Raw genomic sequence first — 20,851 nt, 5'->3', positions numbered from 1 at the left:
CCGAGCGCCGGGAGCGCTGCGGCCCGCCGGTATCCTGGCCCCTGTCGGACCCGATTGGACGCCATGCCGCACTCCCGCCTCGTCACGCTCGCCGTGCTCACCGTCGACCCGGGCGGCATGGGCGGCGGTGAGACCTACGCGCGTGCGCTGACCCGCCTCCTGGCGGCGCGGCCGGGGGAGGACGGACCGCAGGTGCAGGTGCTCGTCCCCGAGAACGCGCGGGGCTTCAGCGAGGGCGTGCCCGAGGTCGTGGCCGACGGTGTGTGGAGCGGTGCCGGCCACCGCCGCCGTGCCGTGGGCATGCTCCAGGCGCTGCTGCGCACGCCGCGCTTGCGCCGCCGACTTGGGCCCGGCGCCGTGCTGTACTTCCCCTTCACCGTTCCGCTGCCCTGGCCCTCACGCCGCCAGGGTCACGTTCAGATGCTGTTCGACCTCCAGCACCGCGACCTCCCGCAGCTCTTTCCCCGGGTGGAGCGCCTGTTCCGGCGTGTCGCCTACGAGGCGACCGCCCGGCGCGCCGACGCCGTGATCACGATCAGCGCCTTCACGAAGGGGCGGATTGTCGAGCTGCTGGGCATCCCCGAGGAGCGGATCCATGTGGCGCACCTGGGCGTGGACACCGAGCGCTTCGTCGCGAATCTGGGGACGCGGGAGGACTTCGTCCTCTACCCGGCGCGCGCCTGGCCGCACAAGAACCACGCTCGGCTCGTCGAGGCGGTGCGTCTGCTGCGCGAGCAGGGGCACCCGCTCCGGCTGGTGCTGACCGGAGGAGATCTGCACCGGCTCGGGGCCCTGCCGGACTTCGTCGAGTGGCGCGGCCACGTCACTCCGCAGGAACTCGCCGATCTCTACCGCCGAGCCGCTGTGCTGGCGTTCCCGAGCCTCTACGAGGGCTTCGGGTTGCCGCCGATCGAGGCGATGGCGTCGGGCTGCCCGGTCGCGGTCTCGGACTCCGGGTCGCTGCCGGAGATCTGCGCAGACGCGGCGGTCTACGTCGATCCGCTCGAGCCGCGGTCGATCGCGGAGGGGATCCTCGAGGCGATCGCCCGCACCGCCGAGCTGGGGCCGCTCGGGGTGGAGCGGGCGCGGACGTTCAGCTGGGAGCGCTGCCGCGAGGAGCACCTCGCCGTGTTCCGCGCGGTCGCCGAACGCCGCGGGCGCTGAGGCGGGTCAGCCCGGGGGGTGCAGGAGGCGGCGCCAGCTCAGTCCCTGCGCCGCCCGCATCGCGCAGAGCACCACGAGCAGCCAGCCCGCGTCGAGCAGAATCGAGCTCTCGGCGAGCGCGGTGACCATCAGGACGCTCAGCACCAGCACCGGCCAGACGTGCACGACCGCCTTGCGCTCGGAGGCGATCAGCCAGGAGCGCCAGAGCGCGAGGCCGATCAGCAGGACGAAGAGCACCACTCCGACCGCGCCCACTTGCAGCGCGACGTCGAACAGCGCGTTCAGACTCGTCGAGTGCGGGCGGCCGGAGAGAGAGTCGATCGCGGTGAAGGGGTAGAGGTCGGGGCGCCAGTAGCCGACCCAGCCCCAACCGATGATCGGCGTCAGATCCGTGAACCGCCAGACCTGCTGCCAGAGCCGCAGCCGGAACTCGAACTCGCTGCCCGCGTTCAGCAGCTCGATCACGCGGTAGCGCAGGAGCCAGGAGGTCAGGGCGGCGGCTGTGGCGATTCCGAGCACCGTGAACTGGCGCCGTCGCCGACGGGAGCCGGCGGCGCGGCGCACCCAGCGGAGCGCGACGGCGACGACGGCGGCCACCGCGAGTACGCCCGCGCTGATGGCCGAGCGCGTGAGGACCAGGGTGAGCGCGGCGAGGATGATCGAGGCGATCGCCGACCAGCGGGCGACGGAGCGGGTCGCCCACTCGATCGAGAACGTCACGATCGCCAGAAGGCAGACCAGCCCGAGCTGGTTGCGCGTGCCGACGAGACCCTGGATCGGCCCGCCGACCGCGAGCAGCCCCTCGACGCCGAGGAAGCGCAGCGGCTGGTCGATCAGCACGCCAGAGAACGCCTCCACGGCGAGTGAGGCGACCAGCACTACTCGCAGCACGTCGCCGACGGAGCGGATGATCTGGATGATGTCGCGCGTGAGTCCGATCGCGATCGCCAGGAACGCCAGAGCGACCTGATAGACGACGCTCGAGACCGTCGCCCAGGTGTAGTCACTCCAGAGCACGCTGAGCGCGACCCACCCCAGGAACACCAGGATGCTCGTGGGCAGCAGGCCCTCCCAGTCGAGCCGGCCGCGACGCCGGACAAGCATGACCGCGGCGAGGGCGGTGAGCGTCGCGACGGCGGCGAGGTAGCCGGGCCAGCCGATCAGGCCGCGGACCGCCGGGGCGCAGAGCACGGTGACGAGCGTGGTCTGCGCGAGGGCCGCGGCGAACCGCGGGGATGCCGTCGCGTCGGCGACGGAGGCCGGGAGCGAGGGGCGGCGGGGCCTCATCGCCTCGGGGAGGCGTCAACGAGGGGCAGTGGAGTCGCGGTGAGGACCTCGGGCGACTCGGTCGCCGGCTGCTTGGTCTGCACTGCGAGCACGACCAGGAGCAGCCAGCCGCCCTCGATCAGGATCCGGCTCTCGAGGAGCGATTGCGCCAGCAGGGCGACGACGATCAACAGCGGTGCGAGGCCGACGGCGGTGTAGGGGAGGGTCGAGGTCGCATCCCGCCGGGGCCGGTCGACGGCGCAGAACCACGAGCGCCACAGCGTCGAGACCGCGAGCGCGGCGAAGAGGATGAGCCCGACCACTCCGAGCTGGAGGGCGACATCGAGCCAGGCGTTGTGCGCCTGCAGGTAGAGCACCCCGCGGCGCTCGGCGAGGGTGTCGAACGGAGCCGCCCACGGAGCCCAGTAGCTGACCCAACCCCAGCCGAGGACCGGGCGCTGGATCGCGAGCCCGATGACCGAGTCCCAGATGTCCAGGCGCCCCGTCGCGTCCTCGCTCTTGCCGAGCAGGCCGAGCAGCGCGCCCCAGCCCGCAGCTCCGGCGAGGACCGCGGCCACCACGAGTCCCGCCGCGCTGAGATAGACGGGGCGGCGGCCGGACTCGCCTCTCCGGCGGGCCCAGAGGGCGAACGCGGCGGCGAGCACGACGGCGACGAGGCACAGCAGCACCGTGGCGGAGCGGGTGAGCAAGAGGGTCGCCGCGAACAGGGCGACCCACGCGGCTCCCCAGCGCGGGCGGATCGAGTGAGCGGCGAGCTCGATCGCGATCACGATCAGGCCGAGCAGGGCGAGCAAGCCCAGCAGATTGCGGTTGCCCACGATGCCCTGGATCGGGTCGCCCGTGAGGAGGGCGGCCTGCGACCAGTAGAAGGCCTCGGGGATCCGGCCACCGGCGGGCGGCTCCACTCCCACCGGCAGGACGGGCCGACGCACCACGACCGCGATCACGAGCTCGAACAGGAGCGACAGACCGACGCCAAGGCGCAGAGCCCGCCCGAGCGCGGTCAGGAACTCGCGGCTGCTCAGGGTCACCGCGAGCACCACTGCGCCCAGGGTCGTCGCGAGCTGCGCCGCTATTCCGATGGCGCTTGCTCCCGGATAGGCCGACCACAGCAGGGAGAGCACCGCCAGGCCCAGGAACAGGACCAGCGATTTCGGTGTGCGAGCCCAGCGCAGCCGCGGGCGCGCCCGCAGCAGAACGACGAGACAGGCGGCGAGCAGCACCGCCACGACCAGGCCCCAGCCCCACCATCCGACGAGGTTGCGCAGCGACTGACCCGCCAGCAGCACGGCCAGCACCGCCACCGCCAGCGCTCGGGGAGCGGCGGGCGCGGCGCGTCGGTTCATGGCGATCAGTCTAGGGAGCGACCGTGGCGCGCCGGGCGCCGACGCCCTCCGTCCGCGAGGGGTCCGCCCGGGAGCGGACACGCGGCGGATCAGACGAAGGCGGCCGTTCCGGTGATCGAACGGCCCACGATCAGGGTGTTCATCTCACGAGTGCCCTCGTAGGAGTAGAGCGCCTCCGCATCGGCGAAGAACCGCGCGACGCCATAGTCGAGCACGATGCCGTTGCCGCCCATCACCTCGCGGCACCAGGCGACGGTCTCGCGCATCCTGGCCGTGGTGTACGCCTTGGCGAGAGCGGAGTGCTCGTCGCGCTGCTCGCCGGCGTCGAGCATCTCGGACACGCGGGTCGCCAAAGCGATGCTCGCGGTGATGTTGCCGATGCTCTTGACCAGGAGGTCCTGCACCAGCTGATGCCCGACCAGAGGCTTGCCGAACTGCACGCGCTCCTTCGCATAGTGCAGCGCCGCGTCGTAGGCGCCGATCGCGACTCCGATGGCCTGCCAGGCGACCTCGGCGCGGGTGAGCCGCAGCACCTTCGCGGTGTCGCGGAACGAGTTCGCGCCCTGCAAGCGCAGCGACTCCGGGATTCGTACGCCCTCGAGCACGATGTCGGCGTTCTGGACGGTGCGCAGGCTCTGCTTGCGCGCGATGGCAGTGGCCCGGTAGCCCGGAGTGGAGGTGGGAACGAGGAAGCCCTTCACCTGGCCGTCCTGCACATCCTTGGCCCAGATCACGGTGACGTCGCTGAAGGTCGCGTTGCCGATCCAGCGCTTCTCGCCGTCGAGGACCCAACTGTCGCCGTCGCGTCGCGCGGTCGTGCGCAGGCCCTGAGCGGAGTCGGAGCCGGAGTGCGGCTCGGTCAGCCCGAAGGCACCGATCACCTCGCCCGAGGCGAGCTTCGGCAGCCACTCGGCGCGCTGCTCCGGGGAGCCGGCGACGCCGACGGTTCCCATCACCAGGCCGTTCTGCACCCCGACATAGGTCGCGATTCCGGCGTCGACCCGGCCCAGTTCCAGCGCCACCCAGCCGCGGAACACCGCGGAGTTCTCGATCGCGCGAGTCTCGGGCCAGGAGAGTCCGACGACGCCGGTGGCGTGGATGCCGGGGATGAGCTGCCGCGGGAACTCCGCGCGCTCCCAGTAGTCGTCGGCGATCGGCCGCACCTGCTCCTCGAGGAAGGAACGCACGCCGACCAGCAGCTCCTTCTCGGCGGAGGTGAGCGCCGCCTCGAACCCGTAGAAGTCGGCAGTCAAGGTCTCGAAGGTCGTGCTGTTCATGGTCGTGCTCCCTCGTTCGTCGGACGCAGCGGCGACGGCTGACGGCGACGGTGCTGCTGCGCCCAGCGTACGAAGGCCGCCGCCGAGCGCCGCGTCCTCTGGCGGAGAGGACCAACAGGCAGGCCCTGCTCCCGGGCGCATGTTGTGGATCCTGCTAGCGTCGCAGCGGAGCGGCCCCCGCGGATCGGGGTGAGCGGCTCCGATCCCACCTCTTGGACGGAAGGCGAGCGCTCCCGTGTTCATCCCCATCGGCAACACGCCCCGTGACTACGCCTGGGGTTCGCTCACCGGCATCTCGGAGGCGCTCGGCACCGTGCCCTCCGGTGGCCCCGAGGCCGAGCTCTGGCTCGGGGCGCACCCGGGCTCGCCCGCGCGGATCCTCGACCCCTCCTCCGTCGGCGCCGCGACCCTCGCCGAGTGGATCGCAAAGGAGCCGGCCGCGACGCTGGCCGGGGTCGAGGGCTCGGTCGATCCGGTCTCGGGCGCCCCCCGCCTGCCGTTCCTGCTCAAGATCCTCGCCGCGGGCGGCCCGCTCTCGCTCCAGGCGCACCCTTCGGCCGAGACGGCGCGGCGGCGCTTCGTCGAGGAGGAGGAGGCCGGGATCGCCCGCGACGCGGCCGAGCGCAACTACAAGGACCCGTTCCACAAGCCCGAGCTGATCTACGCGCTCAGCGAGAACTTCGACGCGCTCTGCGGTTTCCGCGAACCAGCGCAGGCCCGCGCGTTGCTCGTCGAGCTGGCCGACCGTGCTCCGGGGCAGGAGTCGGCGGCGATCATCCGCTTCGCCGACACCCTCGAGGGCGAGCCCGCTGCCGTGCTGCGCCGAGCAGTATCCTGGCTGCTCGTCGACGGCGACCGAGCCGAGGTCGCAAGCCTGGTGGCGGCCGTCGTCGGCGCCTGTGCAGGCGAGGACCGCCTCGAGACGACCACGGTCGGGGAGCTGGCCGAGAGCTACCCCGGTGATCCCGGGATCGTGCTCTCGCTGCTGCTCAACCGTGTCCGGCTCGCCCGCGGCGAGGTGCTCTACCTGCCGGCCGGTAACATCCACGCCTACCTCGCGGGCACCGGCGTCGAGCTGATGGCCGCCTCGGACAATGTGTTGCGCGGTGGCCTGACCCCCAAGCACATCGACGTGCCCGAGCTGGTGAGCGTGCTCGAGTTCTCACCTCTGCCGGTGCCGTATTTGCCCGCGGAGCTGGCGGGGCCGGGCGTGCGCATCTACCGGCCCGACGTCCCCGATTTCGTCCTCGCCGTTGTCCAGCCCGAGTCGGAGCAGACCGCTCGTGTCGCCCTTCGCGGGCCGGCGATCGCGCTCGCGACCGAGGGCTCGTTCTCGCTCGCGGGCGCCGAGGGGTCGGTGCGCGTCGCGCGCGGCGCGAGCGTGTTCGTGACGCCGTCCGAGGGGGATCTCGCGGTGACCGGGCGCGGCACGCTCTTCGTCGCGACGGTCTGAGCCCTGCGCTGCGGAGGGCGATGGCGCGGCGGGAGGAGCAGGACGGCCCGGGGCGGCACGACCTCCCGCAGCGGCCTCGCTCGGCGGATCGGTCGCGTCGATTCGCGCCGCTAGGGTGGCTTCCGGCGCGCGCAGTCGCGGGCCAAGCACCGAGGAGGATCGACATGGCATGGCTGGTCACTGGGGGAGCCGGGTACATCGGGGCGCATGTGGTGCGCGCCTTCTCGGAGCAGGCAATTGAGCCCGTCGTGCTCGATGACCTCTCGTCGGGTCGCGCGTCGTTCGTGCCCGAGGAAATTGCGTTCCACCGGGGCTCGATCCTCGACGACGCGCTGCTCGATCGCGTCTTCGCCGAGCACGACATTGAGGGCGTCGTGCACGTCGCGGGATTCAAGTACGCCGGAGTGTCGGTCCAGCGCCCGCTGCACACCTACGAGCAGAACGTCACCGGCACGATGCGCGTGCTCGCGGCGATGCAGCGCGCCGGGGTCTCCTCGATCGTGTTCTCTTCGAGCGCGGCCGTCTACGGCGCCGTCGACGTCGAGATCGTCACCGAGGACACCCCGAAGAGCCCGGAGTCGCCCTACGGCGAGTCGAAGCTGATCGGCGAGTGGCTGCTCGCCGACGCCGGGCGCGCGCACGACCTGCGGCACGCCTCCCTGCGGTACTTCAACGTGGTCGGCTCCGGTTACCCGGACGTCTACGACACCAGCCCGCACAACCTGTTCCCGCTGGTGTTCGAGGCGCTGCTTGATGGGCGCACACCGCGGATCAACGGCGACGACTACCCGACTCCGGACGGCACCTGCGTGCGCGACTACATTCACGTCGCCGATCTCGCCCTCGCGCACGTCGCCGCGGCTCGACGTCTGGCGGCGGGCGAGCCGATCGACCCGGTCTACAACTTGGGCAGCGGATCCGGCGCCTCCGTCGGCGAGATCATGCGCGCAATCGCGGACAGCACGGGCATCGCGTTCACTCCCGAGGTTGCCCCGCGTCGGCCGGGGGATCCGCCCCGGATCGTCGCATCCGGCGAGAGGGCGGCGCGCGATCTGGGCTGGGAGATGCGGCACACAGTGGCCGAGATGGTCGAGAGCGCTTGGCGTGCTCGAAGTGCCGGGAACGCCTGAACTCAGTTCACGTTCGCGACACGCCGGTGTGTCGTAAACCCTCCACGGCGGGTTGAGGGTTTATGGTCCGCGACTTGACCTGAGCGAATGACACCGCTGTAATTACCTAGGCAGCGGCTCCGCGAGGGGTGGTAGCCATTCATCAGTTTGCAGGCGGGGTAGGGGTAGGAGACGGCATGACGCTTCCGGAACAGCACTCCGGAGTCCCCGAGGACTGGTTCGTCGATCCCGTCCGACTGGGCGTGCCCGGGGTCCGGCCCGGCATCGACACCGACATCGAGGCGCCGGGAGGCGCCCTGTCCTGGCAGGTCGACTCGCTCTGCGCCCAGACCGACCCCGAGGCCTTCTTCCCCGAGAAGGGCGGCTCGACCCGCGACGCGAAGAAGATCTGCACCTCGTGCGAGGTGCGCTCGCAGTGCCTCGAGTACGCACTCGAGAACGATGAGCGCTTCGGTATCTGGGGTGGCCTGTCCGAGCGCGAGCGCCGGAAGCTGCGCCGCCGCGCCTGAGTTGCTCCTCTTGAGCTGCCCCTCTTGAGCTGCCCCTCTTCGAGGCGCGTTCCGCGTGCCGATCGGCGGGGCGGCGAGCCGCAGGCGGGCGGCACGGCGGTATCGCTTAGGGTGGTCCGCGATGTATCCACGAGTTACCGCCGTCCTCGTCGCGCGCAACGGCGCGGCCTATCTGGAACGAACCCTCACGGCACTGCGGGCGCAGACCCGCTTGCCCGACGCGACGGTCTTCGTCGACGGTGCCTCGAAGGACTCCACCGACGAACTCCTCGCCTCCTGGGGTCCGACGCAGCTCGTCCAGGTGGCCGAGAACCTCCCGTTCGGCCAGGCCGTGGCCCGCGCGGTCCGGGTGATGCAACCCCCGGCCGGCGACGACGAGTGGCTGTGGCTGCTCGCCCAGGACTCCGCCCCCGAGCCCGGCGCCCTCGCCGCCCTCCTCGGAGCCGTCGAGGTCGCTCCCTCCGTCGCCGTCGCCGGGCCGAAGATCATGGACTGGACGCGCTCCGGCTACATCCGTAGTTACGGCGAGTCGATCACCAAGCACGGCACCACGGTCCACCTGGTCGAGGACGAACTCGACCAGGGGCAGCACGACTCCACCCCCGACGTCCTGGCAGTCGCCGCCGGCGGCATGCTCGTGCGCCACTCCCTGTGGGAGGAGCTCGGCGGCTTCGACCCCGGGCTGCCGGTTGTGGACGACGCCCTCGACTTCTCGATCCGCACCCGCCTGGCCGGACACCGCGTCAGCCGCGTGCCCGACGCCCGCGTCACCACCGCCCGGATCGGCCTGCAACGTCCGGACGGCCGCCGCATCGACAGCGGGGAGCGACGCCGTGCGCGTCAGCACCGCACCGCGCAGCTGCACCGCCGGCTCGCCTATGCGCCCGTCGCCTTCGTGCTCCTGCACTGGCTCTCGCTCGTTCCGCTGGCCGTCGGCCGCGCCGTCGTGCGCCTGCTGCGCAAGCAGCCGGGGTTGGTCGGCGGCGAGCTGCTCGCGGCCCTCGTCGTCGCCTTCGGCGGCACGAAGGTGTTCCGGGCTCGCACGGTGCTGCGCTCGTCGAAGAACGTCGGCTGGAAGGCGATCGCGCCGCTGCGCATCCCGCTCGACGTGGTGCGGCAGCTGCGCTCGGTGCGCCACGACGCGGTGCGCGTCCAGGCCGGGCGTGAGCACCACCCCCTGCACTTCTTCCAGGGCGGAGGAGTGTGGGTCGTCCTCGTCGCCGCGCTCGCCGGCCTGGTGATCTACACGCGGCTCCTCGCCGCCGCCGCGCTGAGCGGTGGAGGGCTCCTGACGCTCTCGCCGACGGTCGGTGAACTCTGGCGTAACGCGGCCTACGGCTGGCGCGACCTCGGTCCCGGATTTATCGGAGCGGCCGATCCCTTTACGGCCGTCCTCGCGGTGCTGGGCTCGCTGACCTTCTGGTCGCCGAGCTACGCGCTGGTGCTGCTCTATCTCGTCGCGCTGCCCGCCGCGGCGATGGGCGCCTGGCTGATGATTGCGCGACTGACCCCGCGCGCCACCGCCCGCGCCGCCGGAGCCCTCGTCTACGTCCTCGCTCCCGCGTTCTTCGCGGCGCAGGCCGACGGGCGTCCCGCAGCACTGCTGGTGCATGTGCTGCTGCCGTGGCTCTTCTTCGCCGGCTTCGGCGCGAACCGCTCGTGGTCCGCCTCCGCGTCCGCGTCGATCCTGGCCGCCGCCGTCGTTGCCTGCGCGCCCGTGCTCGCCGTGCCGCTCCTGGTGATCTGGCTCGTGGTCCTCGCCACCTCCGGCCGCCGGATCGGACGCTTCCTCGGCCTGCCGATCCCCACGGCCGTCCTGTTCTTCCCGCTGGTGCTGGCCCGGGTCCCCCGCGGCGACTGGCTCGCGATCCTCGCCGATCCCGGCGTGCCGCTGCCGTCCGCGCCGTCCGACCTCGTTGCGCTGCTAGCCGGATTCCCGTCAGGGCTGCCCGCGGGCTGGCTCGCGTTCCTCGGCGGGCTGGGGGTCGACGCGTCCGCGGCCGGGCTGGTGACCGCCGTGCTCGCCGTCCCGCTGATCGTCGCGGCACTGGCCGCTCTGCTGCTTCCGAACAACCTTGCGGCGCTCGGCGGAGTCGGTGTCGCCGCGACTGGTCTGCTGACGGCCTCGCTCGCCCAGGGCGTCCAGGTCGCCACCACGGGCTCTGAGGCGGTGTCCGTGTGGAGCGGGACCGGCCTCAGCCTCTACTGGCTCGGCCTGGTCATCGGCGCCTCGCTCTCGATCGCCGCGATCCGCTCCGTTCGCATCGTCCCGGCGCTCGTCATCACCGCCGCGGTCGCCGCTCTCGTCGGCCCGCTCGCTATCGCCTTCCCGACGAGCCCCGGCACCTCCGTGTCGACGACCTCGGACCGCTCGCTCCCCGCCTACGTCGCCGCCGAAGCGCAGAACGACCCGCGGGTCGGCACCATCGTGCTGGTCCCGCAGGCCGATGGAGGAGTCCTCGCGCGCCTGGAGCGCGGCGCGGGCGCGACGCTCGACCAGCAGTCCACCCTCGCGAGCACCGGCGCATCGCGTACCGACGCCATCGACGAGCTCGCCGGCAACCTCGTCTCGCGCACGGGCTACGACGTTCCCGCCGCCCTCCAACGGCTCGGCGTGCGATTCGTCGTGCTGACCCAGCCCGCCGGCACCCAGGTCGGCGATGCCGCAGCAGCCGTCCGGGCGCGCGCCGCTGTCTCCCTCGACGGCAATGCGGCCTTCTCGGCCATCGGCGACACCCGCTACGGCCTGCTCTGGACGGCCGTCGACGCGGGGGAGACCCGCACCGAGGCGGCTCCGTCGGGTGTCGTCGGACCTTTCGGGATCGCCTACACGATCGCCCTGCTCCTCGTCTTCATCGTCGCCCTGCTGCTGGCGGTGCCCACCGGCCTCTCGCTCGAGCGCGGCCGCTCCAGCGCCGCTGTCGCCGGGATCGACGACGAGCCGGGCGAAGCCACCGGTCAGTTCGACGACGGGAACGACGATGTCTGAGCCGGTCGACCAGGAGAAGCAGATGCCCGAATCCTCCGCCCGCCGCTCCCGCGCCGAGCGCCGAGCCGACCGTGACGCCGCAGCGACTCCGCAGCGCGCCCCCTCGGCCGCGCACCGGCGCCGCACCGCCCTGCGCAGCGCCGTCGGAGTCGCCGGCATCGTCATCGCCGCGGCCGCCGTGACCGTTCCCCAGCTCGTCTCGATGCCCCTGGCCTCTCGCGCTGCCGAAGGGGTGGTCGTGACCCCGGTCGCCGCCGACGGGTCCCTCGTCTGCGGAGGCGACCTGATCGACGCGAGCGAGCCGGAGCAGCTGCGCGCCTTAGACGGCTCGACGACCGCGCTCTGGCCCGACGGTTCGACCTCCGGCTCGAGCGTTCTCGGCGAGAACGACATCGCCGCTCCGGGTACGGGCATCACCGGAATCCGGGTGCCCGCCGACTCCGAGCCCGCCCCCGGCGGGGTGAGCGTCCAGGTCATCGGCACCGCCACGCTCTCGGGGCTCTCGGCCCGAGCCTGCGCCGAACCCTCAGCCGATAGTTGGCTCGTCGCCGGCTCGACCGACGTCGGACGCACGTCCGTGCTGATCCTGGCCAACCCGAGCGCGGTCGCTGCGACCGTGGACCTCACCCTTTTCGGTGAGAACGGCAGGATCCAGGCCACCGGCGCCACGGGTATCGTCGTCCCGGCCGGGGCCGTCCGCGCCCTCCCGCTCGCAGGCCTCGCGCCCGGAGTCGTCCAGCCCGTGGTGCATGTGACCGCGCGCGGCGGCGAGGTCGCCGCCAGTATGCAGAGCAGCGCCATCTCCGGGCTCACCCCCGAGGGTGTCGAGACCACCGGCCCCTCGGCCGGCCCGGACACTCTCGCCGTGATCGCCGGACTCGAGATCACCGCACCCCCCACCCAGACCGCGAGCGACGACGGCAGCGGAGGAGCGGGTAGTCCGGTGTTGCGCATTCTCACCCCCGGCGACGCCGACAGCACGGTCTCGGTCGAGGTGAGCAACGAGGATCCCAGCGGGTCCGGCACTTCCACCCAGGTGGTCGTCCCGGCGGGCCTGGTCGGCGAGGTTCCGCTCACGGGCCTGGCGGACGGCTCCTACCGCGTCGTTCTGCGCGCCGACCAGCCGATCGTGGCGGCGGGGCGGACGACGTCGACCGGCTCCGCGGGTACCGACTTCGCCTGGTTCGCCTCCGGCTCCTCGACCACCACGCCGTTCGCTCTCGCGAACACGGGCGAGGGCGGCGCGCGTCTGCACCTCGTCAACGGCAGCGACTCGATCGCCTCGGTCGTGATCTCGGCGGCGAGCGGTTCGCGGACGCTGGAGCTCAGCCCATACGGGGCCCTCGCGACTCCGCTCGGTACGGACTCCGTCGTCGTCACCAGCACGCAGCCGGTGCAGGCGTCGGTCTCGATCGCGGGTGACGGGAAAATCGCGTCCTACGCGGTCGTGCCGCCGGGGCCGCTGTCGTCGCCGGTCACCGTGTATTCGCACTGATCCTTCGGTGGGAACTGATCCTCCGGTGGGTCCTGACCCAGTGGGGGCGGCGCCTCAGGGGTGGCGGTAGCGGTCCGGGGAGATGTCCCACGGATCCCGGCCGAGCAGCTCGGCGACGGCGCGGAACACGTAACTCTCGATCACCATCCGCTGGTGCCACTCGTCGCGCCGGTGCAGTTTCGCCAAGCGCTCGATCGGGACGCGGTACAGCGTGATGCGGCGCGCAGCATGGTCGACGCGCCAGCGCGCGATGCCGGTGCCCTGGAGGTGGTCGGGGTCGACGTCGGGAGTCGTGGCAACATCGACGCGGACCCCAGCGAGTTCCTCCGGCCACGTCCCGCGGAGGTAGTCCATGACCGAGCCGATCGTCGCCTCGAAGAAGTCGGTGCGCGTCTGGAGCGGAGGCAGGTGCGGCCCCGTGATCGGGCCGCGCGCCCCACGGCCGTGCCGGTTGCGGGAACCGCCGCGCGACTCGCTTGTCGCGCGAGCGGTGGAACGACGAGCGCGGGGCATGCCTCCAGCCTATTGCTACTGTGGGCGGCGATGACCGGACGGCACTGCTCGCGGACGGGCTGCCGCGCGGAGGCCGTCGTCACGCTGACCTACGACTACCGCGACTCGCTGGTGGCGGTCGGACCCCTCAGCCCGGCGCCCGACCCGCACGGCTATGACCTCTGCGCGGAGCACGATCGGCGGCTCCTCGTCCCGCGCGGCTGGCAGATCGTTCGCTACGGCCCGACGCCCCGGTAGGCGCCGGGCGTCGGCGTTCACGGCCGTTCGGGGAAGCCGCGCGGGGTGCTCGAGAGCACCGGAGCTAGCCGTTCGAGGCGCTGGTCGGAGAGGCGCAGCGCCCGCTCCTCCCGGGCTCGGCGGAGCGCGGCGACGGCGAGGAGGAAGTCCTCGGCGGGCGCGGCGGGCAGCGGAGAGACGTGACCCGCGGTCTCGTCGGCCAGCGCGGCGGCGAGCTGCGAGCGTGAGGGTTCGGTCATTCCGTGGCGTTGACGGAGGAATTGCGCCAGGCGGCGCGCCAGGGCGTCGGGAAGGCGCGCGGTGTCGGCGGTAACCGCCCAGTCCCTCAGCAGCTCCGGGACCTCGACGACCAGCGGCTGCGCCCGGGGCACGCGCTCGAGCTGGCTGTGCGTGCCGGCGAGGACGTCACCCAGGCGCCGGGAGCGGCAGGAGAGCAGCCCGACGACGGCGGCCAGACCGCCGAAGGTCATCACGATCTCGAGCACGCCGGTGAGACCGCGCACCAGTGCGTGCCGGAAGCCGATCGACCCGCCGTCGTCGCGGACCACGCGGGCACCGACGGCCAGCTTGCCGAGCGAGCGTCCGCGGCTGGCAGTCTCGACGGTGACGGGCACGATCACCACGGCGACGACCAGGGCCGCGATCGCGACGGCGCCCGAGGCGGCCGGGTCCAGGCCGCCGTCGCCGGAGAGAGCGATCACCACGAGGAACAGGCCGAGCGCGAGCAGGACCTCCGCGACGAGGTCGATGATCGCGCCGGCCGCACGGAGGACGAAGGAGGTGACCGGCACCTCCAGCGCGATCGCCTCGCCCGTGATCAGGTCCGCGTCGTCGAACTCGGTGCGCTGCTCCTCCACGGTGCTCCTCCCGGATGCTCGGCCTCAGCGGCATGCCTGGCTATCCTGTCAGGAGATGGACATCGATGCTCTCTCGGCCGCGCGCGCTGCGCAATGGACCCGCCTGGACGAGCTCTCGCGCCGGCGCCGACTGAGCGGAGCCGAGGCGGACGAGCTGATCGAGCGCTACCAGGCCGCGTCCGCGGATCTCGCCGCGATCTCCTCCACCGCCGGTTCGACGGCCGTCGGCACGAGACTGGCCGTGTCGCTCTCGCGGGCTCGGGGGCGGCTGACCGGGACGCGCGCGGAGCCGCTCGCCGCTGTCTCCCGCTTCGTCGTGCTCTCCCTTCCGGCGGCGCTGTACCGGCTCCGCTGGCTGACGCTCGTGGTGGCCCTCGCGACCGCGGTCGTGGCGACGCTGTACGCGGTCTGGATCCTCGGCGACCCACGCCTGCTCGCCGCACTCGGCGATGACGAGGAGCTGCGGCGCTTCGCCAGCGGTGACTTCATCGACTACTACTCCGAGAATCCGGCTGCGTCGTTCGCCGGCCAGGTGTGGACCAACAATGCCTGGATCGCGGCACAGTGCGTGGCCTTCGGGATCGTCGGCATCTTCGTGCCGTACATCCTGCTGCAGAACGCGCAGAACCTCGGCACCTCGATCGCGGTGATGTTCCACGCGGGCGAGGGCGACACCTTCTTCCTCTACATCGCGCCGCACGGGCAGCTCGAGCTGACGGCCGTATTCGTCGCGGCGGCGGCGGGACTGCGCATCTTCTGGGCCTGGATCGCTCCGGGAGCGCGCACCCGAGGGCAAGCGCTCGCCGAGGACGCGCGCAGCCTGTTCACGGTGGCGATCGGCCTGGTCTTCGTGCTGCTGGTCTCTGGAGTGATCGAGGGCTTCGTCACTCCGGCGCCGTGGCCCTGGTGGCTCAAGATCGGGATCGGCGCGCTCGCACTGGGCGCTTTCCTGGTCTACATGATCGTCGTCGGCGGCCGGGCCACCCGAGCGGGCGAGACGGGTGACCTCGACCGCTTCGAGGCCGGATCGCGGAGCATCGCGGCCAGCTGACCGCGGCGCGTCAGAGCCGCCCGGCCGCCTTCAGCGCGAGGTAGCGGTCGGCGAGCGCCGGCGGCAGAGCGGACGGGCTACCGAGCACCACGTCCCCGCCGAGGCGGCGGACGGCCGCGGAGAGCCGGTCCACGTCGGCCAGCGAGCGTTCCGCCGCGGCTGCGGAGTAGACCGCGGCCAAGTCGCTGCGGTCGGCCGCCATCCGCTGCACGTCGGGATCGAGCGCGCAGGCGACCACGACGGTGTGCACTCGGGTGAGCTGCGGAAGTACCGCGAGCAACCCCTCCGCCGAGCCGACCGAATCGAGCGCGGTGAGCAGCACCACCAGGGAGCGCTGGGAGGCGAGGGTGCGCACCTGCGCGGGGACGGCCGCCCAATCAGTCTCGATCAGCTGGGGCTGCACGGGGGCGAGGGCGTCGACCACGCGGGTCAGCACCTCCGATCCGGTGGCGCCGTGGACTCGAGCGCGTCGGGCCCGGTCGAAGGCCAGTACATCGACCCGGTCGCCGGCGGAGGCGGCCAGGGCGGCCAGCAGGAGGGAGGCTTCGATCGCCGTGTCCAGGCGCGGCTCGTCCTCGATCCGGGCGGCGGAGGTGCGGCCCGTGTCGAGCACGATGATCACGCGCCGGTCGCGCTCGGGGCGCCAGGTCCGCACCACCGGCTCGCGGCGACGCGCGGTCGCCCGCCAATCGAGCGAGCGGACATCGTCGCCCCGGACGTACTCGCGCAGGCTGTCGAACTCTGTCCCCTGCCCGCGGATCATCACGCTGGTACCTCCCTCCAGTTCCCGCAGCCGCGCCAGCCGCGACGGCAGGTGGCGGCGGGAGCGGAAGGCGGGGAGCACCCGGACGACAGTCGGCGCGGCCCGCGTGGCCTGACGCCCGGCCAGGCCGAGCGGCCCGAGGGAGCGGATCGTGACGTGCAGCGCCCGGCGCTCGCCGCGGCGGCGCGGCTCCAGCACGGTGACGATCGCGTGGCGCTCGCCCGAGGGCAGACGCACGGGCGACCGTGTGACCAGAGCGCCGGCCGAGGGCTCCCAGGCGTCGCGGAGGACCCCCGTGATCCTCCTGGACCCCGTGTTCGTGACCAGGAGGGTCGCCTCGGCCCGCTCGCCGAGCCGCACCCGCTCCGGCGCCCGCCGCTCGAGCGCGACGGCGCGCGGCGAGCCGGCGACCGCGATGTCGATGCCGACGAGGACCGCCCAGACCAGGAGCCAGAGCCCGAGCACGGCGAAGGCGACCTCGGTGCGGCCGCCGAGCAGGACGACCGGCATCAGGCCGACGAGGAGGACGAGGACGCTGCGTCCGGTGAGGTGCACGGCTCAGACCGGGACGCGGACCTGCTGCAGGATCCCGCCCAGGACCGCCTCGGTGCGCACACCCTCGAGTTCTGCCTCCGGCTCCAGCTGGATGCGGTGGCGCAGCACCGGCAGGACCATCGCCTGCACATGGTCGGGGGTGATCGAGCCGTAGCCGTTCAGCCAGGCCCAAGCGCGGGACGCGGCCAGCAGGGCTGTCGAGCCGCGGGGGCTGGTGCCGAGCTTGACGCTCGGGCTCTCCCGGGTGGCGCGGGCGAGATCGACGATGTAGCCGAGGACGTCGGGGTTGGCACCGACTCGGCGGGTTGAGGCCTGTGCGGCGCGGAGCCGGGCGGCGTCGAGCACGGGGCGCACGCCCGCCGCGCCAAGGTCGCGCGGATCGAATCCGGCGGCATGGCGCGAGAGGACCTCCACCTCGACGTCGCGCGGTGGGATGTCCAGCACGAGTGTGAGCAGGAACCGGTCGAGCTGGGCCTCCGGGAGCACGTAGGTCCCCTCGTACTCCACCGGGTTCTGGGTCGCGGCAACGAGGAACGGGTCCGGCAGCGGCAGGGTGCGGCCGTCGACGCTCACCTGCCGCTCCTCCATCGCCTCCAGGAGCGCGGCCTGGGTCTTCGGCGGGGTGCGGTTGATCTCGTCCGCCAGCAGGAGATTCGTGAAGACCGGGCCCTCGCGGAAGGCGAAGTCGGACGTCGATGCGTCGTAGACCAGCGAGCCGGTGATGTCGCCGGGCATCAGATCAGGGGTGAACTGCACGCGCCGGGTGTCGAGCCCGAGCGAGACCGACAGGGCGCGCACGAGGAGCGTCTTCGCGACTCCGGGGACGCCTTCCAGCAGCACATGGCCGCCCGCGAGCAGAGCGATCAGCAGTCCGGAGACGGCACCGTCCTGGCCGACGACCGCGCGGCCGACCTCGGAGCGGACATGGTCGAGTTCGACGCGCAGGTCGTCGTCGGAGACCTGCGCTCCCTGCCGGGCGGAGGGGGTGGTATCGCTCATCGGGAGGGGCCTTCCGGTCGTCGGGCGGGAGTCGGGGAGAGGGTGGCGCGCAGCGCGCTCTCCAAGCGCAGGAGACTGTCGGAGGCGGTGACGAGCGCGGCGTCGTCGCTCGGCAGATCGTCGATGAGCAGCCGGCGCAGTGTGGCCGGGTCGCGGCCGAGACGCTCGGCAGCGACCGCGACGATCTCGTCCACTCCGGCCGCCGGAGCCAGGCCCAGGAGCGTGGCTGTGCGCCGGAGGGTGCCGATGCGCAGAGCGTCGAGGGCGCGGGGGCGCAGCGCTCCGCGGGCGTACAACCGGGCACGGCCCCGAGCGCTCTCGCTCGCGTGGACGATGACCGGCAGCGGCTCGACGGCGAGCGGGCCGAAACGGCGCCCGCGCCACAGCGCGGAGGCGACGAAGACAGCGACCAGGAGCAGGAGGGCCGGAGTCACCCAGCGCGGCGCGAGGTCGGCGGTCGAGGGGACGGCGCTCGCCGAATCCGCTGCCTGCGCGCGGTACCAGACCAGCCGGTCCTCGCCGCCGAGTAGGCCGAGCGCGAGCGCGGCCCGGCCCTCCTGGGCGATGGTGGAGTTGCGGAGCAGGTCGGCGTCGCCGATCGCGGTGACCTGTGCTCCCTGCGGGAACTCGCTGCTCACCAGGAGGAATCCGTCGTCGCCCGAGGGGAAGCAGCCGACGGCGCCTCCTGTGAGGATCCGGAAGCTGGTCCCGCCGGAGGGGAGGCTGCCGGCGCGCTCGGCCGCGGACAGCGCGCACTCGGCGCGGAGCAGTCCGTCGTCGGCGGGTGAGCCGGCGAAGCGGACATCCGGCAGCAGGGCGTCGATTGCGGCTCCGCCGGGGGTGACCAGCACCAGCGCAGCGGAGGCTCGGGCGAGTCGGCGGTACTGGGTCTCGTCGAGGGCGACGTCCGGGTCGTCGACGAGGAGGGTCGCGCCAGGGGAGAGGGCGGCGAGGGCGGAGCCGAGGTCGTCGGCGCGCACGACGTCCACGCCCTGATCGCGCAGCACCTGCGCGAGCGCGCGGGCGCCGTCCGGAGTGGCGCTGTCGACGTCGAGGTCCGGGGCGGCCACGCGGGCACCGGTGGCGACGGTCAGCAGCAGCGTGCCGACTCCGACGATCACCAGCAGCACCGCCCAGACCCGACCGCGGCGCAGCAGCGCGCCCAGGGTCGGGGTCGACACCGCGTCAACGCTCACCGGGGCGCCGTTCACCGCGTTGCCGCTCAACGGGTCACCCCGAGGGCGTCCAGGATCGGCGAGGCAGCGGCGAGCTCGCGGTCCAGAGCGGCGACCCGCTCGTACTCGGCACGCCCGGACGGCTGCCCGAGGTAGCGAACACGGTCGAAGTCCTCCGCCGTGCGGCGCAGGGCGGTGGCGGAGGAGGGGAACGCGGCCGAGGCCCGTGAGGACAGTCCGAACGCGGTGGTGCCGGGTGAGACCGGCAGGACCGTCCGCTCGTCGAGCGACCGCACCAGGGCGCGGAAACGTTCGACCAGTGCCTCATCCCAGTCCCCGCGAGCGGCGGCCTCCTCGGCGAGCGACCGGAGCGTCGCGGCCGAGCGGGTGTCGTCGTCGGCGAGCACCGCACCGGTGACAGCGCTGCGGCGCGCGGCGCGCGGGCGCCCGGCGATCAGGAGTGCCGCGACCACGAGCACCACCAGCACCAGCACGCCGATCACCGCGGCGACCGGCACCGGCGACCCGTCGCCCTGCAGGGTGAGCGAGGCGAACCAGTCGCGGATCGCCTGCACCACCCGGTCGAACAGCGTCGGCTCGGCTGCCCGGTAACGCGGGTCGGCGAGCTCCTCGAGGAGGAGCCGCCGAGCCTCGTCCGCGTCGGGGTCGAGGGGGACCGCGGCCAGGATCACGGGCGCTCCGGCACCGGGAAGGGATCGGGGGACGCTCGCCCCGCAGCGCGCTCCTCGACATGGCGCATCAGCACCAGGTCGAAGCCCTCGCGGCGCATCCGCCGGTCGAGGTAGACCAGGCCCGTCAGCGCCGATTGCAGCACCGTACCGACCGCGCCGAGCACCAGGCCCAGGGCGACGGAGGCGATCGAGACCACCAGCGAGGAAACGACCTGCACCTCTGGGTCGGTCGGAGCGATGAGGGCGCTGGCGATCGGGATGAGCAGGCTGAACGGGGTGGCCACGATCTGGCCCGCCGCCTGGATGATCGCCGTCATCAGCGCGAGCGCGCCGAAGGTCCGCCAGAACCCGCCTGCCACGAGGCGCCAGGAGCGGGCGACCGCCCGGCCCAGCGGAAGCCGCTCCAGCACGATCAGGCTCGGCACCAGGGCCAGCTTCGTCGAGAGCCAGACACCGAGGGCGAGGGCCACCAGGCCCGACCCGATGAGCACCAGGATCCCGCCGACGATCGCACTCGAGGGGCCGTCCTGCGCCCCGACGATGAAGAGCGGCACGGCCAGCGCCACCGCGAGGAGCGCCAGGAGCAGGTAGCCGACGCCCTGGAGGACGGTCCAGCCGATCAGCGCCCAGAAGCGGCCGCGAAGGCGGGCGAGCAGCTGCCGGAGACTCGTGCGTTCGCCGAGGACCCCGCGCGAGACCTCCAGCACGACCACGCCCTGCACGAGGGCGCCGGTGGTGAGGGAGACAGCGAGGGGAATCAGCGCCGCGAGGATGACGACCGCCAGGGATCCCGCTCCGACCGCGTCGCGGTCCGCCGCCTCCGCCTGCGCGATGCGCCCGACGGCGAGCACGGCGATCAGGCCGTAGACCGCCAGGGCGAGGACGGAGCCGAGACCCTGCACCAGCAGGGCGACCCCGAGGGTGGTGCGGGGGCTGCGACGCAGGACCTGGAACGGCGCGCCGAGCAGAGTGCCGAAGCCGAGCGGGCGCAGCGGCACGAGGCCAGGTTTGGGTGGGGGAGTCCAGCCCTGAGCGGGGCGACCGGGGCCGCTCGCCCACGAGCCGGTGGCCGCGGGGCCCACGGGCCGGCGGCGGGAGTCGGTGGCCAGGGCCCGGCGATCGGCGGTGCGGGCGACCAGGATGCGGGGGCGGGTGGGGGCGGCGGCGCAGTCGGCGGGCGCCGGGAATCGTCCTGCGCCGGGTCGGCCGCGTCGTCCGGGCGCCCTGCGGGCGGAGGCCACTGCGCTGCGTCGGTCATCCTCACCATGCTGTCACAGGCGGGCGGGCGGGGACCTCCCCTGGCGGTGCCTTTCCCGCTCCCCGCCCGGAGCGAGGTGCGTCGGTTAGCCTGGACCGGTC

Annotated in this window: 18 protein-coding genes; 8 read left to right on the top strand and 10 right to left on the bottom strand. The window is 72.9% G+C overall.

Annotation, left to right across the window (positions count from 1 at the left end; genetic code table 11):
- The first annotated feature begins 63 nt into the window (after nt 1-63).
- Nucleotides 64-1,164 carry a glycosyltransferase family 4 protein gene (locus tag C1O28_RS09190; protein ID WP_097165511.1) on the top strand — a complete coding sequence of 367 codons (1,101 nt, stop codon included), beginning with the start codon at nt 64-66 and terminating at the stop codon, nt 1,162-1,164.
- A gap of 6 nt (nt 1,165-1,170) precedes the next feature.
- Here the strand turns inward: C1O28_RS09190 and C1O28_RS09185 are convergent, their stop codons facing one another.
- The 3 genes from C1O28_RS09185 to C1O28_RS09175 all read right to left on the bottom strand — a co-directional run bounded on the left by C1O28_RS09185 (nt 1,171) and on the right by C1O28_RS09175 (nt 5,074).
- Nucleotides 1,171-2,451 carry an O-antigen ligase family protein gene (locus C1O28_RS09185; RefSeq protein WP_097165512.1) on the bottom strand — a complete coding sequence of 427 codons (1,281 nt, stop codon included), beginning with the start codon at nt 2,449-2,451 and terminating at the stop codon, nt 1,171-1,173.
- Nucleotides 2,448-3,797: an O-antigen ligase family protein gene (locus C1O28_RS09180; protein ID WP_104248694.1), complete on the bottom strand. Its 1,350-nt coding sequence runs from the start codon at nt 3,795-3,797 to the stop codon at nt 2,448-2,450. The genes C1O28_RS09185 and C1O28_RS09180 overlap by 4 nt, the downstream gene beginning before the upstream one ends.
- 89 nt (nt 3,798-3,886) lie before the next feature.
- Nucleotides 3,887-5,074, bottom strand: a complete 1,188-nt coding sequence (locus tag C1O28_RS09175; RefSeq protein ID WP_097165514.1) for an acyl-CoA dehydrogenase family protein — start codon at nt 5,072-5,074, stop codon at nt 3,887-3,889.
- Between the two features lie 235 nt (nt 5,075-5,309).
- Here C1O28_RS09175 and manA point away from each other — a divergent pair, with 235 nt between their 5' ends.
- The 5 genes from manA (at nt 5,310) to C1O28_RS09150 (ending at nt 12,650) form a co-directional block, all read left to right on the top strand.
- Nucleotides 5,310-6,527: a mannose-6-phosphate isomerase, class I gene (manA, locus tag C1O28_RS09170; protein WP_097165515.1), complete on the top strand. Its 1,218-nt coding sequence runs from the start codon at nt 5,310-5,312 to the stop codon at nt 6,525-6,527.
- 164 nt (nt 6,528-6,691) lie between these two features.
- Entirely contained in the window at nt 6,692-7,657 is a 966-nt protein-coding gene (gene galE, locus C1O28_RS09165; RefSeq protein ID WP_097165516.1) for a UDP-glucose 4-epimerase GalE, read from the top strand.
- 176 nt (nt 7,658-7,833) lie between these two features.
- A complete protein-coding gene (locus C1O28_RS09160) occupies nt 7,834-8,166 on the top strand; it encodes a WhiB family transcriptional regulator (protein ID WP_097165517.1) in 333 nt (110 codons plus the stop codon).
- Between the two features lie 121 nt (nt 8,167-8,287).
- Nucleotides 8,288-11,155: a glycosyltransferase family 2 protein gene (locus C1O28_RS09155; protein ID WP_097165518.1), complete on the top strand. Its 2,868-nt coding sequence runs from the start codon at nt 8,288-8,290 to the stop codon at nt 11,153-11,155.
- A gap of 22 nt (nt 11,156-11,177) precedes the next feature.
- Entirely contained in the window at nt 11,178-12,650 is a 1,473-nt protein-coding gene (locus tag C1O28_RS09150; protein ID WP_127821489.1) for a DUF5719 family protein, read from the top strand.
- 54 nt (nt 12,651-12,704) lie between these two features.
- Here C1O28_RS09150 and C1O28_RS09145 read toward each other — a convergent pair whose 3' ends face one another.
- Complete coding sequence (locus tag C1O28_RS09145) at nt 12,705-13,163, bottom strand: metallopeptidase family protein (protein WP_097165520.1); 459 nt, start codon at nt 13,161-13,163, stop codon at nt 12,705-12,707.
- A gap of 30 nt (nt 13,164-13,193) precedes the next feature.
- Between C1O28_RS09145 and C1O28_RS09140 the strand changes: the two genes are divergently transcribed.
- Nucleotides 13,194-13,400 carry a DUF3499 family protein gene (locus C1O28_RS09140; protein ID WP_097165684.1) on the top strand — a complete coding sequence of 69 codons (207 nt, stop codon included), beginning with the start codon at nt 13,194-13,196 and terminating at the stop codon, nt 13,398-13,400.
- A gap of 17 nt (nt 13,401-13,417) precedes the next feature.
- Here C1O28_RS09140 and C1O28_RS09135 read toward each other — a convergent pair whose 3' ends face one another.
- A complete protein-coding gene (locus C1O28_RS09135; protein ID WP_243392000.1) occupies nt 13,418-14,257 on the bottom strand; it encodes an RDD family protein in 840 nt (279 codons plus the stop codon).
- 55 nt (nt 14,258-14,312) lie between these two features.
- On the opposite strand from C1O28_RS09135, the gene C1O28_RS09130 reads away from it, so the two are divergent.
- A complete protein-coding gene (locus C1O28_RS09130) occupies nt 14,313-15,308 on the top strand; it encodes a stage II sporulation protein M (RefSeq protein WP_097165521.1) in 996 nt (331 codons plus the stop codon).
- A 10-nt stretch (nt 15,309-15,318) separates the two neighbouring features.
- Here C1O28_RS09130 and C1O28_RS09125 read toward each other — a convergent pair whose 3' ends face one another.
- From C1O28_RS09125 to C1O28_RS09105, 5 genes are read right to left on the bottom strand one after another with little or no spacing between them, the layout of a single operon-like run.
- Nucleotides 15,319-16,626 (bottom strand): DUF58 domain-containing protein, encoded by a 1,308-nt coding sequence (locus C1O28_RS09125; RefSeq protein WP_097165522.1) that lies wholly within the window; start codon nt 16,624-16,626, stop codon nt 15,319-15,321.
- 3 nt (nt 16,627-16,629) lie between these two features.
- Nucleotides 16,630-17,625: an AAA family ATPase gene (locus tag C1O28_RS09120; protein WP_097165523.1), complete on the bottom strand. Its 996-nt coding sequence runs from the start codon at nt 17,623-17,625 to the stop codon at nt 16,630-16,632.
- The gene (locus C1O28_RS09115) at nt 17,622-18,851 is read right to left on the bottom strand and encodes a DUF4350 domain-containing protein (RefSeq protein ID WP_097165524.1); all 1,230 of its coding nucleotides are present in this window, start codon (nt 18,849-18,851) and stop codon (nt 17,622-17,624) included. The genes C1O28_RS09120 and C1O28_RS09115 overlap by 4 nt, the downstream gene beginning before the upstream one ends.
- Nucleotides 18,848-19,492: a DUF4129 domain-containing protein gene (locus C1O28_RS09110; protein ID WP_097165525.1), complete on the bottom strand. Its 645-nt coding sequence runs from the start codon at nt 19,490-19,492 to the stop codon at nt 18,848-18,850. The genes C1O28_RS09115 and C1O28_RS09110 overlap by 4 nt, the downstream gene beginning before the upstream one ends.
- On the bottom strand, nt 19,489-20,733 hold the full coding sequence (locus C1O28_RS09105) for a DUF7847 domain-containing protein (protein WP_127821488.1): 1,245 nt from the start codon (nt 20,731-20,733) through the stop codon (nt 19,489-19,491). The genes C1O28_RS09110 and C1O28_RS09105 overlap by 4 nt, the downstream gene beginning before the upstream one ends.
- Nucleotides 20,734-20,851 lie beyond the last annotated feature (118 nt).

The organism is Rathayibacter rathayi, assembly GCF_004011095.1.
Lineage (GTDB): Bacteria > Actinomycetota > Actinomycetes > Actinomycetales > Microbacteriaceae > Rathayibacter > Rathayibacter rathayi.
This window is presented reverse-complemented; position numbering and strand designations above follow the sequence as displayed.